We start from the raw sequence: 15,667 nt of genomic DNA on the forward strand, positions 1-15,667 counted from the left end.
AGGATAAATCCACAGCCATTGGTGTTGCAGCAAGGCAGCCAGCAAGCTCATCCGATGAGCTGACTCAAGTCAGTGATTCGGGTGGGCGAGTGCAGCTAACACCGCTGCGGCGTCAAGGGCGCAGGATTTTAGAATCCGGTCGGCACACCCTTCATATCCGGCAATTTATGGGCGATACCTTTATGACAATCAATGCAAGTTTTGCCCTCTTCAATGGCTTTGCTGTGCATTTTCGCTGCGACTGTTTTTTGCGCCGTAAAGTCCATATTGTCGAAATTATGGCAGTTGCGGCACTCTTGCGAGTTATTGGCTTTCATCCGCGCCCACTCATTTTCGGCCATGGTTAGGCGGTGGGCCTCAAACTTCTGCGGCGTATCAATCAAACCAAAGGTCTTGGCATACAACTCCTTGCTGGCTTTGATTTTACGTACCATTTTCGGCCCCCATTCATGGGGCACATGGCAATCCGGGCAGGTTGCCTTCACACCACTGCGGTTGCTGTAGTGGATGGTTCCCATATATTCCTGATAAACGTTGTCTTTCATTTCATGGCAGCTAATACAGAATTTCTCTGTATTCGCCATTTCCATGCCGGTGTTAAAACCGCCCCAGAAAATGATGCCACTGACAAAGCCAATCAGCAGTAGCGTCCCGAGTGCTAGTCGGCTAGGCCGACGCCACCACTGCCATAATCGCTTGATAATGCCGGGCTTTTTAGTCTCGTTCATTATTTTCTCTCACAATAGCTATCTCGCTTACTGACCAAAACCAGGGGCTGGCTGGAAGCTATTACCGACAATCGGCGCGGCATCAGTTTGTGGCACGTGGCATTGCAAACAGAAGTAGCGGCGTGGTGAAACTTCACTCGATACCTTGCCATCGCGGTCAATAAAGTGAGTTGGGCTAACACGCGGCGCACCGGTAGTGCGATAATGTTCAACACCATGGCATTGCAAGCAGCGGTTAGTATTTTTGCTGACTTGATAACCCTCTACACTGTGTGGCACCATCGGTGGCTGGTTAACATAGTTCAGGGCCATCCGCTGCTGCTGTTTTGGCATTTTTACCGTGCCCTCAGCCGTGGCAGAGACTTCCGGTGATTGGCTTAAATCCATCTCGACATTGCTGGCTGCATTGACAACCCCCGCTATCATCCATATCGCCAGTAGCGACATCACAGATAAAACCCGGCGATTTAATGATTTAACTATCTGGTTATTCATTATTTTCTCCTGAAAAACACCGTATCACGCGACAACCCGAACCAATTTCACTGCGCATTTTTTAAAGTCAGTTTCTTTGGAGAGCGGATCGGTGGCATCCAGCGTCAGATTATTCACCAACTGGGCGGCATCAAAGAACGGCATATACACCAGCCCTTGCGGTGGGCGGTTACGGCCACGGGTTTCTACCAGCGAAATCACTTCACCCCGCCGTGAAATCACTTTCACTTTGTCTCCGCGCCGTAAGTCACGGGCTTTAGCATCCAGTGGATGAATAAATAACACCGCCTCTGGGAAAGCACGATGTAACTCAGGGACTCGGCGGGTCATGGAGCCGGTATGCCAATGCTCCAGCACTCGGCCAGTGGAGAGCCACAGGTCATATTCCTGATCCGGGCTTTCGGCGGCGGGTTCGTAAGGCAGGGCGAATATCACCGCTTTACCATCCGGTTTGCCGTAAAAACGGACGTCTTCGCCGTTCGGCACGAAGGGGTCAAAGCCCTCGCGGTAGCGCCAAAGGGTTTCCTTGCCATTGACTACCGGCCAGCGCAATCCGCGTTCCTGATGGTAGCGGTCAAATGGGGCTAAATCGTGACCATGACCCCGGCCAAAATCGGCATACTCTTCAAATAACCCTTTTTGCAGGTAGAAACCAAAATCACGAGATTCGTCATTCAATTGGTCAGCCGGGATTTCACTCAACGGGTATTTATTCACCACATTGTTGGCAAACAGCACGTCATACAGCGTTTTACCGCGATATTCCGGTTTTTTGTTAATCAGCTCAGCAGGCCACACTTCCTCTACTTTGAAGCGCTTAGCGAACTCGACCATCTGCCATAGGTCGGATTTTGCCTCACCCGGTGCTGGCACTTGTTGACGCCAGAATTGGGTTCGGCGCTCAGCATTGCCGTAAGCGCCCTCTTTCTCAACCCACATCGCGGTTGGCAAGATAAGGTCAGCTGCCAGCGCACTCACCGTCGGGTAAGGGTCTGAAACTACAATAAAATTATGCGGATCGCGCCACCCCGGCATGCGCTCTTCATTGATATTTGGCCCGGCCTGCATATTGTTATTGCACATCACCCAGTAGGCGTTGAGGGTGCCATCTTTCAGTGCCCGGTCTTGCGCGACCGCATGTAAACCGACTTTTTCCGGAATAGTGCCCGCCGGCAACTGCCATTTGGTTTCCGCAATCTGGCGATGTTTTTCATTGGTGACGACCATATCTGCTGGCAGGCGGTGGGAGAAAGTCCCCACTTCGCGCGCGGTGCCGCAAGCGGAAGGCTGGCCGGTCAAGGAGAAAGGCCCAGAGCCAGGTTTAGAAATTTTGCCGGTTAACAGGTGCAGGTTGTAACACATGTTATTGGCCCAAACGCCGCGCGTATGCTGGTTAAAACCCATCGTCCAGTAAGAAACCAGCTTCACTTTCGGGTCCGCATATAACTGCGCCAGTGACACCAATTGGTCTTGCGGTACGCCGCTCATTTGGGCGGTTTTTTCGAGTGTGTACTCGGCAACAAAAGCTTTGAAATCATCAAAGCTCATCGGCTCAGAGGCATCACTGCCCGGGTTTTTAGCCGCTTTTTCTAATGGATGGGTGGGCCGTAAACCATAGCCGATGTCGGTCGCGCCACGACGGAAATTCACATGGCGGTCAAGGAAGCCCTGATCCACAGCATTATTTTGAATAATGTAATTGGCGATATAATTCATAATCACCAGATCAGTCTGCGGGGTAAAGACTATCGGGTTATCGGCCAGTTCAAAGCTGCGGTGTTCAAAAGTAGACAGCACGGCGATTCTGACATGGTCATTGGTCAGACGGCGGCTGGTCATGCGCGACCACAAAATGGGGTGCATCTCCGCCATATTGGAGCCCCACAGCACGAAAGCATCAGCTTCTTCAATATCATCAAAGCAGCCCATTGGCTCATCCATACCAAAGGTGCGCATAAACCCCACGACCGAAGAGGCCATGCAGTGACGGGCATTAGGGTCCAGGTTATTGGAGCGGAAACCGGCTTTCAGCAGCTTCGACGCCGCGTATCCCTCCCATACCGTCCACTGACCGGATCCGAACATGCCCACTGCCGTCGGGCCTTTTTCTTTCAGTGCCTGTTTAAATTTCAGCTCCATGATAGCAAAGGCTTGATCCCAACTTACCGGGGTAAAATCGCCCTCTTTATCATATTGCCCCTCTTTCATGCGCAGCAGCGGCTGAGTCAGGCGGTCTTTGCCATACATGATTTTAGGGAGGAAATAGCCTTTCACACAGTTCAGCCCGCGGTTGACCGGTGAATCAGGGTCGCCTTGAGATGCCACGATGCGGCCATTTTGCGTGCCAACCAAAACACCGCAGCCAGTACCACAGAATCGGCAAGGCGCTTTATCCCATTTGATTGCGTTTGTTGTCTCGCCCACCACGGCCTTGGCAACCGTGGGTATGGTCAATCCGGCGGCGGCGGCCGCAGCAACTGCGGCATTGGCCTTCATAAAATCCCGGCGACTGAGTTTCATGGCATTTCCTCACCTTGGCTTTCCTGCTGGTGATAAACCAGCGATACAGCCAGCACGCCATCCAAATTCCGTGCTGACTCAATATAATTCAGGAGCACGTCTGAGCGCGCTGCCTGCATCACCACCACCAATTTACCCAGAGCGGCATCACTGGTGGGTATTTCTGTCCCCGGAATCGCCAGCAGACTGTCGATTAGCGGCGCAATGCGCGCGGGTTTGGCTTGTAACACCAATCCACAGACATGCCATTCTTTATCCATCATCGTCACTCCGGGTAAGGGTTACTGCCTGGACTGGGCAACTGGGTACACAGGCACCACAGCCGGTACAGGCAGGAAGGTCTAATTCGGGCTGAGCAATGCCATTCAGCCGCGGACGAAATGTGATAGCCCGCATTTCACAACTGTCCTGACAACTGCGGCATTCAATATGGTGAAAAGATAAACAGCGGTCTGATATGTTGACTTTAAGTGACCATGCAGGCAGCGCCGTTGACAGAAAAACGCCCGCATCACACACCTGCACACAGGCTTGGCAGAAACTGCATTCGGCGCGCTGAAAATCTATTTCGGGGAATCCGCCACTGCCGGCAACCAACACGCCAGTTTCACAAGCGGCAACACAATCATGGCAACGGGTGCAGCCAGCAATAAAATCACTTTCCATTACCGACCAAGGTGGCCGGGTAACCGAGGATGGCTGTTTACCGGCAAACCAAAAGCCAGTCAGTAATTTACGCCGTGATAAATCAGTCATGCTGATATCCTTAACATCCACTGGCGCGCCCGCGTGTGCGTGAGAATATTGTTTATTTAAAGTTCAGTGGATTACACCAAACCATTTGATAATAATTCTTATTTGTATTAATAAAGAATTCCCCAGAGTTTAGGTATTAAATACAGAATAATGAGTAATAAAATAATTACTCTTTAGGGTTAATCGCTACTAGATATTGAGCAAGATCAATTAATTTAGTGGTTATTTACGCGGTTTATCACGGTTAAATCTATTTGCGTTATCACTTTTTTTATATAACGATTTGTTTAATGAGAATTGCTGTCAATGAGAAATGATAATCTGGCTATTATTCTGCAGATAAACTACCGCGGTTAAATGAATTTGATCGACGTTTTAAGGTACACTTAAAGTGTGGTTCAGCTAACTATGATGGATAACATGGTCGGCCAAATTGGCGGCCCCAAATAATCCACGTTCAACAGCCAGTCATTTAATGCTATCGGTTACAGGGACAATACTTATTATGACCAAAAGTCACACCATTATGATCGTTGACGATCATCCCCTCATGCGCCGTGGGATCAAGCAGTTACTTGAGCTGGATAGCACCTTTGATGTGATTGCTGAAGCCAACTGCGGCAACGACGCCATTACCGAAGCGGCTAAATATCAGCCGGATGTCATTCTGCTCGACCTGAATATGAAAGGAATGTCTGGGCTGGATACATTGAAAATATTGCGCCATGAGGGCATCGATGCGCGAATTATTGTTTTGACGGTCTCAGATGCACGCAGCGATGTATATGCCATGATTGATGCCGGTGCCGATGGTTATCTGCTTAAAGACAGTGAACCTGAAATATTGCTGGAGAATATCCGCCTGGCTTCAGCGGGTGAAAAAGTATTCAGTGATGCCGTCACACAGTATTTATCATCCCGAAATGAACAGGTTAATCCATTCGCTGAATTAACCGAACGTGAATTAGATGTTCTGCAAGAAGTGGCGCGCGGCATGTCCAATAAACAAGTGGCGTTTGAGTTACACATTTCAGAAGAAACCGTGAAAGTACACATTCGTAATTTATTACGTAAACTGAATGTGCGCTCGCGAGTCGCGGCCACCATCATGTTTTTAGAAAATAAAAAGTATTAACCGCTGCTTTATTATTTAATAGCAGCCAAGCAATTAGATTACTTAATGGCTGCTAAAATAAAATCATGGTTGTCTGCTATCCACTGTTTATTCAGTGGCCCCCAGCTATCCAGCCGGTAATATCCCGCATTATTGCGCACACCATCTTGTACAAATGTCATGCTAATGCCCAAACCGGGCAAGGCTTTCAAGATATCCTGCAATGTTCGCCGCGGCCAGCCTGTCAATGCCATCAAACCCGGCACATTCAATGGCTCACCTTGACTTATCAGCCAACACAGATAGAGACGACGGGCAAATACCGGATTGAGTTCCATATAACATCCTATTTTGAGTCACTGTTAATGAGTCTACCTGATACCAGAAAAAATACCTGTTTATCCCCGGCAGGCTTCAAGCTGCCCGTCCGTGGGTGGCCTTATTGCAGCACGAATTATTTAGGATATATGACTGTTATCGCCATCAATATCACCATCAAGCCGAATTAACTCGATTTTATCGAGGTTTTTTACAGCTTCTCCATATTTTCTTCACGTTTTCTTCAGCATTCCCACGTAAAGTGCACAGTGGATTTTGCTACATTTAACTTGAGAGGCTGGCACTGCATGGCAAATTTTTTCATCGACCGCCCGATATTTGCTTGGGTATTGGCGATAATTTTGTGTCTTACTGGCGCATTGGCAATCTCAACTCTGCCGGTTGAGCAATACCCCAATCTGGCCCCGCCAAATGTGCGCATCAGTGCCTCATACCCCGGAGCTTCAGCACAGACACTGGAAAATACTGTCACGCAAGTCATCGAACAAAGTATGACTGGCCTGGATAACCTGCTGTATATGTCATCACAAAGTAGCAACTCCGGCAGTGCATCAATAACATTGACATTCCAGGCGGGTACTAACCCGAATGAAGCCATGCAGCAGGTACAAAATCAGTTGCAATCGGCGATTAAAAAGCTGCCGCAAGATGTCCAACAGCAAGGTGTTTCCGTCTCTAAATCGGGTGATAACACCCTGATGATGGTAGCATTTGTTTCCACCGATGGCAGTATGGACAAGCAAGATATTGCCGATTATGTCGCCAGTAATCTGCAAGATCCATTGAGCCGTATTGAAGGTGTCGGCAGCATTGATGCTTTTGGCTCCCAATATGCCATGCGCATTTGGCTTGACCCCAATAAACTCAATAATTATCAACTTACTACCCAAGATATTGTCGCCGCTATTCAGTCGCAAAATAGCCAGATAGCCGTGGGCCAGTTGGGTGGGACGCCCTCTGTTGATAACCAAGCGCTAAATGCCACAATCAATGCTCAATCCCAATTACAAACCCCGGAGCAATTCAGAGAAATTACCCTGAGAGTCAATCAGGATGGGTCACTGGTGACCTTGGGTGATGTGGCAAAAATTGAAATGGGGGCCGAAAAATATGATTACCTGAGCCGCTTTAACGGGCAGCCGGCATCGGGGATGAGCATCAAACTGGCATCAGGGGCGAATGAACTGCAAACCGATGAATTAGTCAAAGCCCGTATCGCCGAACTGGCTCCATTCTTTCCACACGGCCTTGAAGCAAAAATTGCTTATGAAACAACCCCTTTTGTTAAAGCCTCGATTAAGGATGTGGTGAAAACATTGCTGGAAGCCATTTTGCTGGTTTTCTTGGTGATGTATTTGTTCTTACAAAACTTCCGCGCCACACTGATCCCAACTATCGCCGTCCCAGTGGTGCTCTTGGGCACTTTTGCCATATTGTCGGCATTTGGTTTCAGTATTAATACCTTAACCATGTTTGCCATTGTGTTAGCCATCGGGTTACTTGTCGATGATGCTATCGTGGTGGTGGAAAACGTGGAGCGGGTCATGAGCGAGGAAGGGCTTGACCCGCGCGAAGCCACCCGTAAATCAATGGGGCAAATTCAGGGCGCACTGGTGGGGATTGCCCTGGTGCTATCAGCCGTGTTTATCCCAATGGCATTCTTTGGCGGCACCACCGGGGCCATTTACCGGCAATTCTCCATCACCATTGTCTCTGCCATGGTGCTGTCTGTTCTGGTGGCATTGATTTTGACCCCAGCCCTGTGCGCCACCATGCTCAAACCCATCAAACCGGGGCACCATCAAGCTAAACGCGGTTTCTTCGGCTGGTTTAACCGCATGTTTGACAGCAATGCCCACCGTTACGAGCGGGGTGTGGCGCGCGTATTACACCACAGTGTGCGGTATATGTTGCTGTATTTATTGCTCCTTGGCGGGCTGGCACTGTTGTTTATCAAGTTACCGACGTCATTCTTGCCACTGGAAGACCGCGGTGTGTTTATGGCGCAAGTCCAGCTTCCCGTCGGCTCCACTCAGCAGCAAACATTAAAAGTGGTTGAGAAAGTCGAAAATTATTTCCTGACAGCCGAGAAAAATAATGTGCTTTCGGTGTTCTCCACCGTGGGCTCTGGCCCTGGCGGTAATGGCCAGAACGTCGCGCGCTTGTTTATCCGATTATCTGACTGGGAACAGCGCAAGGATAGCAATGACTCCTCTTTTGCCATTATTGAACGCGCCACTAAAGTGTTTAATAAAATCGCGGAGGCCAAAGTCTCGGTCAGCAGCCCACCGGCCATTTCAGGTTTGGGTGGCTCATCCGGTTTTGATATGGAATTACAAGATCACGGCGGGCTAGGTCACGACAAACTGATGGCCGCCCGTGATCAATTATTACAGCTGGCCGCCCAAGACCCAGCACTGACGCGCGTGCGGCACAATGGCTTGGATGATAGCCCACAATTGCAGATAGATATTGACCAGCGCAAAGCCCAAGCGCTGGGGGTGTCATTGGATGATATCAACAACACCCTCAAAACCGCGTGGGGCTCAACTTACGTCAATGACTTTGTAGACCGCGGCCGAGTGAAGAAAGTTTATGTCCAATCTGAAGCCACCGCGCGTATGCTGCCCGAAGACGTCAATAAATGGTTTGTGCGCAATAAAAGCGGCGGCATGGTGCCTTTCTCCGCGTTTTCGACCACGCGCTGGGAATATGGCTCACCACGGTTGGAGCGCTATAACGGCTATTCGGCATTAGAAATCGTCGGTGAAGCCGCGCCAGGGGTCAGTACGGGTACCGCCATGGCGGTGATGGAGGGGCTGGTCAAACAACTGCCCAATGGATTTGGCCTGGAATGGACGGGAATGTCCTATCAGGAGCGGTTATCTGGCTCACAAGCCCCAGCCCTTTATGCTATCTCACTGTTGGTGGTGTTTTTGTGTCTGGCAGCATTATATGAAAGTTGGTCAATCCCCTTCTCGGTGATGCTGGTGGTGCCGCTCGGGGTGATTGGGGCGGTGGCGGCAACCTGGATGCGAGGTTTGGAAAATGATGTCTATTTCCAGGTCGGCTTGCTCACCATCATTGGCTTATCAGCCAAAAATGCCATCTTAATTGTCGAGTTTGCCAGTGAGTTGAATAATAAAGGCAAAGATTTGGTGGCGGCAACACTGGAAGCTTCCCGCCAGCGCTTACGGCCCATTCTGATGACTTCACTGGCGTTTATCTTTGGGGTACTGCCTATGGCTATCAGCCAAGGGGCTGGCTCGGGTAGCCAACACGCGGTGGGCACTGGCGTGATGGGGGGGATGATTTCAGCTACGGTACTGGCTATTTTCTTCGTGCCACTGTTCTTTGTTTTGGTGCGCCGCCGCTTCCCGGGCAGGCCACCGCGCGCCAAAGAATAATATCCCGCCACCACTGAAAGATTACGGGATATAAAAAAGGCAGGAACTTTACAGTTTCTGCCTTTCTGCGAGCGATTCCTCGCCCCTGGATATATAATTAAGTCAATCGATAAAACAACAAAAGATATGAACTCTTACTGCCGGTTTATTCGCTTATGCCTTACGCAACATAGCATCGATAAACTCTTTCCACGTACCTAACTCAAAATCAACCATAACTTCCTCTCTAATTATCGCAGTTAATTATACGCCTATTTTTTAAACAGTCAAAATAGGTGTCGGCCGGCGTTGCGGTTGAAATGAGATCTGCTTCAGAAATATTGCGATTAGTCTTTTTACTGTGTTGCTCTGCGGCCCCCACTTTACTTGCCTGTTAGGTGATTACGGAGTAGCGTGCTCAGATAGATAAGGGCTAACGCCGTTTTTGACACCAAACATGCTTGGCAAAATACAGAGTAAAACCATGAAACACTCTATTGATTCGCTGAAAGAGTTGGGCCGTTATGCTGATGCGGTGGCAATGGCACAAAACTTGCTGCGCAGTGACCCCAATAACCCCAGTCTGCTGTATAAAATTGCCTCCCTCTATGACGTGCAAGGGCTAGAGTTGCAAGCCATCCCCTTTTACCGCGCGGCTATTGAGCATCATCTGGCAGGTAAAGAGTTACAGGAAGCCTATCTGGGGTTGGGCAGTACTTACCGGGCGCTGGGGCTATACCAAGAATCATTAGATACATTCGACACCGCGCTGGCCCATTTCCCGCAGGCAAAAGAGATAACATTATTTCGCGCCATGACACTGTACAATCTTGGTGAAACCAAAGAAGCTGTGGCCACCTTATTGATATTACTGGCTGAAACCTCAAACTATCAGGATATCAGTCTGTACCAAAAAGCGATTCGCCACTATGCCGCAAATCTTGACCATATTGGCTAAATTCCCCGGCCACACCGGCACCTTTAGGCGCTAATCATCCCATCGCCGTCTGGATTCAAACTCTATTTTCACGCATTATGGGCGAATAGCGCCGGACAGCCGCATAAGTGGCTGGCCTGATTTGCCATTCTAGCCGAGGTAATATTTTTTCATGTCAGATAACCCAGCCACCCCATTTCTGCGCCTGTATGGCATTAAAAACTGTGACACCATAAAAAAGGCCCGCCGCTGGCTGGAAGAACAAAATATTGCCTATCAGTTTCACGACTATCGTGTGGATGGGTTGAGTGACGAACAGTTGCAAGGTTTTATCGATAAACTGGGTTGGGAGCCATTACTAAATACCCGTGGTACCACTTGGCGTAAAATACCGCAGGCCCAGCGCGATGCGATTATTGATGCGCAATCGGCTAAACTGCTGATGCTTGAACACCCTGTTATCATCAAGCGCCCACTGCTAGAAGTCACTGATGGCGAGCTGCTACTGGGCTTCAAAATTGAAAATTATCAACTATTTACTCAGCAACACCCTCCCCATAACCAAACTGCTACTGAGGTGCAATAACATGATCTGTCCGGTAATCGACCTGGCCCAACAACTGATTAAACGCCCGTCGCTCAGCCCTCATGATGCGGGTTGCCAGGAGATCATGATTCAGCGCTTGGAGGCCATCGGCTTTACTGTCGAACCGATGAATTTTGGCGATACCCTCAATTTTTGGGCATGGCGTGGTGAGGGCGAGACACTGGCATTTGCTGGCCATACGGATGTGGTTCCCACCGGTGATGAAAGCCACTGGAGTAGCCCGCCGTTTGAACCAACCATTCGCGATGGCGTGCTGTATGGCCGTGGTGCCGCCGATATGAAAGGGTCATTGGCGGCGATGGTGGTGGCGGCGGAGCGTTTTGTTAGCGCCCATCCGCATCATAAGGGCCGCTTGGCATTTATGATTACCTCCGATGAAGAAGCTAAAGCCATTAATGGCACTGTCAAAGTGGTTAACGCCTTGATGGCAAGGAATGAGCGGCTAGATTATTGTCTGGTGGGTGAGCCGTCCAGTACCGATAGCGTCGGTGATGTCGTGAAAAATGGTCGCCGAGGCTCTATCACCGCCAACTTGCGCATCCACGGCATTCAAGGGCATGTGGCTTATCCGCATCTGGCTGACAATCCGGTTCACCGCGCAATGCCCGCCCTGAATGAACTGGTTGCGACACAATGGGATGAGGGGAATGAGTTTTTCCCGGCCACCAGCATGCAGATAGCCAATTTGCACGCCGGCACTGGCAGCAATAACGTCATCCCCGGTGAACTCTATGTGCAGTTCAACTTCCGCTTCAGCACTGAGCTGACCGACAGCCTGATTAAGCAGCGGGTTGAAGCCCTACTGGAGCGCCATCAGCTCAATTACACGTTGGAATGGGTGTTATCCGGCCAGCCATTCCTCACCGCCCGTGGCGCGCTGGTTGATGCCGTGGTGAATGCTGTTGAGCATTACACTGAAATCACGCCACAATTATTAACCACCGGCGGCACCTCAGATGGCCGTTTTATTGCCTTAATGGGCGCACAAGTGGTGGAGTTGGGGCCGGTCAATGCCACTATCCATAAAGTGAATGAATGCGTCCACGCGGCTGATTTACAATTGCTCAGCCGGATGTATCAGAGAATCATGGAGCAACTCATTGCATGACAGCGAATACATTAACATCACAGATGCTTACCGGGCGTTCAACAGAACATTTAGTGATGTTAACCGGCAATCACCGCATGCAGCCACTGGCGGTGGATGCTTTTCGGGCCATGCAACAGGCGGCAAAAGTGGCTGGTTTTGATTTACAGCCGGCCAGCACTTTTCGCGATTTTGACCGCCAATTGGCTATCTGGAATGGTAAATTTCGCGGCGAGCGACCAGTATTAGATAAAGACAGTCAGCCAATAGATATTTTGCGCCTTGATGCCGCCGCGCGCTGTGAAGCTATTTTGCGCTGGTCTGCCCTGCCGGGGGCCAGCCGCCATCATTGGGGCAGTGATTTGGATATTTACGACCCGTCACTGTTACCTGCCGGGGCAAAATTGCAACTGGAGCCATGGGAATACCTGACTGGTGGATATTTTTATCCATTGACTCAATGGCTTGATGCGCACATGGGGGAATTTGGTTTTTATCGGCCTTTTAGCGAAGACACCGGCGGTGTGGCCGCAGAACCTTGGCACCTGAGTTACCGCCCTCTGGCGGCAGCAGCGCAACATTTACTGACACCCGCCATTTTGCTGGAAGCTTGGCAGTCACAGGATGTGGCAGGCAGTGAGTGGCTTACCCGCCATTTACCCATGATATTTTCACGCTTTATAGGAAGTAACTCATGCATTGGCTAGCTGATTACTGGTGGATAGTACTCATCCTGCTGGTAGGGATTATTTTAAATGGCATCAAGGAGTTACGCCGCCTTGATCATAAGAAATTCTTGAGCAATAAGCCGGAGTTGCCCCCACACCGCGATAACAATGCGCAGTGGGATGACGACGATTGGCCGGATAAAAATAAGAAAAAGTAAACGGGTGGGAGCCGCGCTCCCCCCTGATTTAATGCTCGGCCAAGTCCTGGTGCAGATGGGTAATAGCGCGCGTTAACATCGGCTGATTAATGCTATGCCCGCTATTGGCCGCCAAATCCAGAGTCACAGTATTGCCCAGCGCGGTTAAGCTACTGGCTGCGGCTTTGGCCTGTTCAGCCGATATCACCCCATCCTGTTCACCATGAATCAGATGAATCACGACGTCAGTTATGGGTTGCTGCGGCAACGTGGCGAAACGCCCACTAAACCCAATCACGCGCCCGGCTAATTGCGGCTGCGCTTTTACCCCCTCGAGTGACATAATCGTGCCCTGCGAGAAGCCAATCAGTGTCGTGTGTGACGCATTCAAGCCGCTTTGCTGCTGCCAGTGGTGCACGGTGGCAATAAACTCGGGCATCACTTCATCAATACGCCCCTGGCGGCTCTGTTCAGTTATCCCTTGAACCGAAAACCACTGCCGCCCATTCCCCATGCCACTGGCAAATGGCCCATCAATACTGATAACCAGCGCCTGCGGAAAAGCCTGTGCAAAATAGCTGCCGACCGGTGCCATCCCTGCGGCACTGTCGCCAACCCCATGAAATAACAAAATTAATTGCTCAGGTTTTGCCGGTTGCTGCACCACAATGTGTTTCTGACTCATTGCGCGACCTTTAGTATCCAAATAATGATAATGTTAACTATACGCCGCTCGTGAGAGAGAGATATTAGGTTTTATTGATGGAGTTGGTGGGAATTATTGATGATGATACTGCCATTATGTGCAGTGATAAATGCCTGCCGTCATCACCCCGCCATGCCTTCGGCCGCCTCCTGCCGCCACTTTGCCACCAATGCTTTGCGCCCTGAAAGCCCTTGATTCTTAACAATCTCTGCTTGTGAAATGCCATGCTGCAAATATTGTCGCAATGCGGGCAGGGGTAATGTTGTCTGCAAGAGCAGCCGCTGTAAGGCGGGTAAACTCGCTTCTAATGGGCGACATGCAAAAGCAAAACCGGCCAATTCGCGCCTATCGTCGTCATTTAAGCGGGTGTCGGGTTGTTCTGGCAGTGATAATGATAAGGGAGCAGGAATATCAATCCATTGCTGTAACCAATACCAATCGCGCTCTAATTGCTGCCGTGCCGCCTCACAGAGCATTTTCCCGGCCAAACTCAGCGGCAATATGGCCATGGTTGCATAACAACCGCTACTGGCTTCTCTGTGGCTGCCAATGCGCACCAGTTGAAAACCACAAGCCCGCCAAAAACACTCTAATTCGGCGGTGTAGCCAAAACTGACGGAAAGAAAATCTAGCCCTTCCTGCTGTGCCCGCGCCTGCTCAGCGGCAATCATCTGCCGGGCAATGCCCTGTTGTCGCCAAGAGGGGGTGACCGCGACCCGACTGATTCGCCGGGATAATAAGATGGGCGCTTGCCATTGCCCACTGTGGGCAGCCAAGGATTGTGCCACCAAACTGCCCTTTGGCCGGCGTTTACCCGCCCAGACCGCATGGGCTAATGCACTCGCCAAACCGCCCTCATCCACCAGCCATAAAGCCCCGACCACGGCATTCGCAACCTTTGCTGTTGAAAAATGCATTCCGGGGGCATCCATCAAACGCCGTAAATCCAATGGCGTGGTGCGGTAATGGGCACTGGAGAGCAAGCCGTAAAAGCGCCGCAGTAATTCGGTATCCGCTAACCAATCTGACTGTTCACAGGCGCTGATCTTGACAAGTGCGGTGCCAGATGGGGTCAATGGCCGCCCGTCACCCTCAAACTTGTCATTAAATAACAGGATGTTATCGATAATCCGCTCCAGCGGATCATGGCTGGCCCAGCGAATGGGGTTGGTGAGTGTTAACGGGTGCCAATCATTCAAAGTGGCGCAAAACTTCAATAAAAATCCGCGCCCAGTTCCCTCATACCCCTGCACCGTGGTGGTGAGTAATGCCCGTGGGAAGTAGGCCAAAAGTGCTGACAACAGCGCCGTGGGGATGGCCGCAGCCTCATCAATCAATAACCAGTCGACATCACTCACATCATGCTGCCGACAGTAAGCTAACAGGGCATCAGGGGGCCAAAAACGTACCTTTCCCTCTGCTCGCTGGCTTAATACTTGGGTTGCCGCCTGACCCGGCCCGGTCACCCAATAATTGCCCGGACACTGCGCCACCAGCATGCCGGCCAGTGTTGACTTACCTCGCCCACGGGCTGCCGTCAGCACCCAAACCCCTTGTTTTGCGCGCATCAAGCGCTGAAGAATGCTGTGCTGCTCGGCAGTGGCAGCCCCATCTGGCGGCTGCCACTGTGGCCGGGAATCAAACACTGGCGTTGGCGCGAGCTGGCCCTGTCGCCACACCATCACATCGGGATCCGCCAGAAGTTGGCGCTGTAGATGGTTAATAAAGTTGGGCGTGGGGATGGCGGCATCCTGTTCACTCCAGCGCAAACTGTCAGTATCCGGTAAAAATGGCCAGCAGCCCCACTCTGGCGCTAACACCACCAGCCAACTTCCCGCCCGTAATGTCCCGGCTAACACCGCCAGCGCTTGCGTATTCAGGCCCGCAGTGGCATCAAATACACTGTGCAGCTGCTCTTGGCCCAATAACGTATGGGCCGCAGCCGGGTTTATGCTTTTGATGTTTGGCGGCGGATTTTCGCCCATCCACAGCCAATCGCCGGGCAATTGCTCACTTAGCGTTAGCGCCTGCTGGCGTGACCAATCAGCACGGCCACTGAGCACCAATAAACGCCGGTGTCCCTGCTGTGCCATCAGCGCCTGGCTGGAGATAATCCCTTGAATCACG

Annotated in this window: 15 protein-coding genes; 7 read left to right on the plus strand and 8 right to left on the minus strand. The window is 50.8% G+C overall.

Annotated elements, in window-relative coordinates:
- Positions 1–128: 128 nt before the first annotated feature.
- Genes napC through napF form a run of 5 tightly spaced genes read right to left on the minus strand, consistent with a single transcriptional unit; the run spans position 129 to position 4,499 of the window.
- Complete coding sequence (gene napC / locus D5F51_RS15665) at positions 129–728, minus strand: cytochrome c-type protein NapC (RefSeq protein ID WP_087768723.1); 600 nt, start codon at positions 726–728, stop codon at positions 129–131.
- A 27-nt stretch (positions 729–755) separates the two neighbouring features.
- Complete coding sequence (napB, locus tag D5F51_RS15670) at positions 756–1,223, minus strand: nitrate reductase cytochrome c-type subunit (RefSeq protein WP_025379129.1); 468 nt, start codon at positions 1,221–1,223, stop codon at positions 756–758.
- A 24-nt stretch (positions 1,224–1,247) separates the two neighbouring features.
- A complete protein-coding gene (napA, locus tag D5F51_RS15675; protein WP_129197757.1) occupies positions 1,248–3,743 on the minus strand; it encodes a nitrate reductase catalytic subunit NapA in 2,496 nt (831 codons plus the stop codon).
- Positions 3,740–4,006 carry a chaperone NapD gene (gene napD / locus D5F51_RS15680; RefSeq protein ID WP_129197759.1) on the minus strand — a complete coding sequence of 89 codons (267 nt, stop codon included), beginning with the start codon at positions 4,004–4,006 and terminating at the stop codon, positions 3,740–3,742. The genes napA and napD overlap by 4 nt, the downstream gene beginning before the upstream one ends.
- The gene (gene napF / locus D5F51_RS15685) at positions 3,996–4,499 is read right to left on the minus strand and encodes a ferredoxin-type protein NapF (RefSeq protein ID WP_129197761.1); all 504 of its coding nucleotides are present in this window, start codon (positions 4,497–4,499) and stop codon (positions 3,996–3,998) included. The genes napD and napF overlap by 11 nt, the downstream gene beginning before the upstream one ends.
- 505 nt (positions 4,500–5,004) lie before the next feature.
- Here napF and D5F51_RS15690 point away from each other — a divergent pair.
- Positions 5,005–5,634 (plus strand): response regulator, encoded by a 630-nt coding sequence (locus tag D5F51_RS15690; protein WP_129197763.1) that lies wholly within the window; start codon positions 5,005–5,007, stop codon positions 5,632–5,634.
- Between the two features lie 38 nt (positions 5,635–5,672).
- Here D5F51_RS15690 and D5F51_RS15695 read toward each other — a convergent pair whose 3' ends face one another.
- The gene (locus D5F51_RS15695; RefSeq protein WP_025379133.1) at positions 5,673–5,951 is read right to left on the minus strand and encodes a winged helix-turn-helix domain-containing protein; all 279 of its coding nucleotides are present in this window, start codon (positions 5,949–5,951) and stop codon (positions 5,673–5,675) included.
- 288 nt (positions 5,952–6,239) lie between these two features.
- Here D5F51_RS15695 and acrD point away from each other — a divergent pair, with 288 nt between their 5' ends.
- From acrD to D5F51_RS15725, 6 genes are all read left to right on the plus strand, one after another.
- Positions 6,240–9,359 (plus strand): multidrug efflux RND transporter permease AcrD, encoded by a 3,120-nt coding sequence (gene acrD, locus D5F51_RS15700; protein ID WP_129197765.1) that lies wholly within the window; start codon positions 6,240–6,242, stop codon positions 9,357–9,359.
- Positions 9,360–9,822: 463 nt separating this feature from the next.
- The gene (locus tag D5F51_RS15705) at positions 9,823–10,296 is read left to right on the plus strand and encodes a tetratricopeptide repeat protein (protein ID WP_025379134.1); all 474 of its coding nucleotides are present in this window, start codon (positions 9,823–9,825) and stop codon (positions 10,294–10,296) included.
- A 151-nt stretch (positions 10,297–10,447) separates the two neighbouring features.
- Positions 10,448–10,861: an ArsC family reductase gene (locus D5F51_RS15710; RefSeq protein ID WP_129197767.1), complete on the plus strand. Its 414-nt coding sequence runs from the start codon at positions 10,448–10,450 to the stop codon at positions 10,859–10,861.
- Between the two features lies 1 nt (position 10,862).
- The gene (gene dapE, locus D5F51_RS15715; RefSeq protein ID WP_129197769.1) at positions 10,863–11,990 is read left to right on the plus strand and encodes a succinyl-diaminopimelate desuccinylase; all 1,128 of its coding nucleotides are present in this window, start codon (positions 10,863–10,865) and stop codon (positions 11,988–11,990) included.
- Positions 11,987–12,676 carry a M15 family metallopeptidase gene (locus D5F51_RS15720; RefSeq protein WP_025379137.1) on the plus strand — a complete coding sequence of 230 codons (690 nt, stop codon included), beginning with the start codon at positions 11,987–11,989 and terminating at the stop codon, positions 12,674–12,676. The genes dapE and D5F51_RS15720 overlap by 4 nt, the downstream gene beginning before the upstream one ends.
- Positions 12,664–12,855: a YpfN family protein gene (locus D5F51_RS15725; protein WP_129197771.1), complete on the plus strand. Its 192-nt coding sequence runs from the start codon at positions 12,664–12,666 to the stop codon at positions 12,853–12,855. The genes D5F51_RS15720 and D5F51_RS15725 overlap by 13 nt, the downstream gene beginning before the upstream one ends.
- 28 nt (positions 12,856–12,883) lie before the next feature.
- Here D5F51_RS15725 and ypfH read toward each other — a convergent pair whose 3' ends face one another.
- Together ypfH and D5F51_RS15735 are read right to left on the minus strand one after the other, a co-directional pair.
- Positions 12,884–13,519: an esterase gene (gene ypfH / locus D5F51_RS15730; protein WP_129197773.1), complete on the minus strand. Its 636-nt coding sequence runs from the start codon at positions 13,517–13,519 to the stop codon at positions 12,884–12,886.
- A gap of 143 nt (positions 13,520–13,662) precedes the next feature.
- Positions 13,663–15,666, minus strand: coding sequence for a tRNA(Met) cytidine acetyltransferase TmcA (locus D5F51_RS15735; RefSeq protein WP_162301756.1), 2,004 nt, complete (start codon positions 15,664–15,666; stop codon positions 13,663–13,665).
- Position 15,667: the final 1 nt, after the last annotated feature.

Origin of the sequence: Yersinia hibernica (assembly GCF_004124235.1) — a bacterium.
Lineage (GTDB): Bacteria > Pseudomonadota > Gammaproteobacteria > Enterobacterales > Enterobacteriaceae > Yersinia > Yersinia hibernica.

Coding starts and splice junctions, on each gene's coding strand:
- napC (WP_087768723.1), bottom strand. CDS start 728: ATGAACGAGACTAAAAAGCCCGGCATTATCAAGCGATTATGGCAGTGG.
- napB (WP_025379129.1), bottom strand. CDS start 1,223: ATGAATAACCAGATAGTTAAATCATTAAATCGCCGGGTTTTATCTGTG.
- napA (WP_129197757.1), bottom strand. CDS start 3,743: ATGAAACTCAGTCGCCGGGATTTTATGAAGGCCAATGCCGCAGTTGCT.
- napD (WP_129197759.1), bottom strand. CDS start 4,006: ATGATGGATAAAGAATGGCATGTCTGTGGATTGGTGTTACAAGCCAAA.
- napF (WP_129197761.1), bottom strand. CDS start 4,499: ATGACTGATTTATCACGGCGTAAATTACTGACTGGCTTTTGGTTTGCC.
- D5F51_RS15690 (WP_129197763.1), top strand. CDS start 5,005: ATGACCAAAAGTCACACCATTATGATCGTTGACGATCATCCCCTCATG.
- D5F51_RS15695 (WP_025379133.1), bottom strand. CDS start 5,951: ATGGAACTCAATCCGGTATTTGCCCGTCGTCTCTATCTGTGTTGGCTG.
- acrD (WP_129197765.1), top strand. CDS start 6,240: ATGGCAAATTTTTTCATCGACCGCCCGATATTTGCTTGGGTATTGGCG.
- D5F51_RS15705 (WP_025379134.1), top strand. CDS start 9,823: ATGAAACACTCTATTGATTCGCTGAAAGAGTTGGGCCGTTATGCTGAT.
- D5F51_RS15710 (WP_129197767.1), top strand. CDS start 10,448: ATGTCAGATAACCCAGCCACCCCATTTCTGCGCCTGTATGGCATTAAA.
- dapE (WP_129197769.1), top strand. CDS start 10,863: ATGATCTGTCCGGTAATCGACCTGGCCCAACAACTGATTAAACGCCCG.
- D5F51_RS15720 (WP_025379137.1), top strand. CDS start 11,987: ATGACAGCGAATACATTAACATCACAGATGCTTACCGGGCGTTCAACA.
- D5F51_RS15725 (WP_129197771.1), top strand. CDS start 12,664: ATGCATTGGCTAGCTGATTACTGGTGGATAGTACTCATCCTGCTGGTA.
- ypfH (WP_129197773.1), bottom strand. CDS start 13,519: ATGAGTCAGAAACACATTGTGGTGCAGCAACCGGCAAAACCTGAGCAA.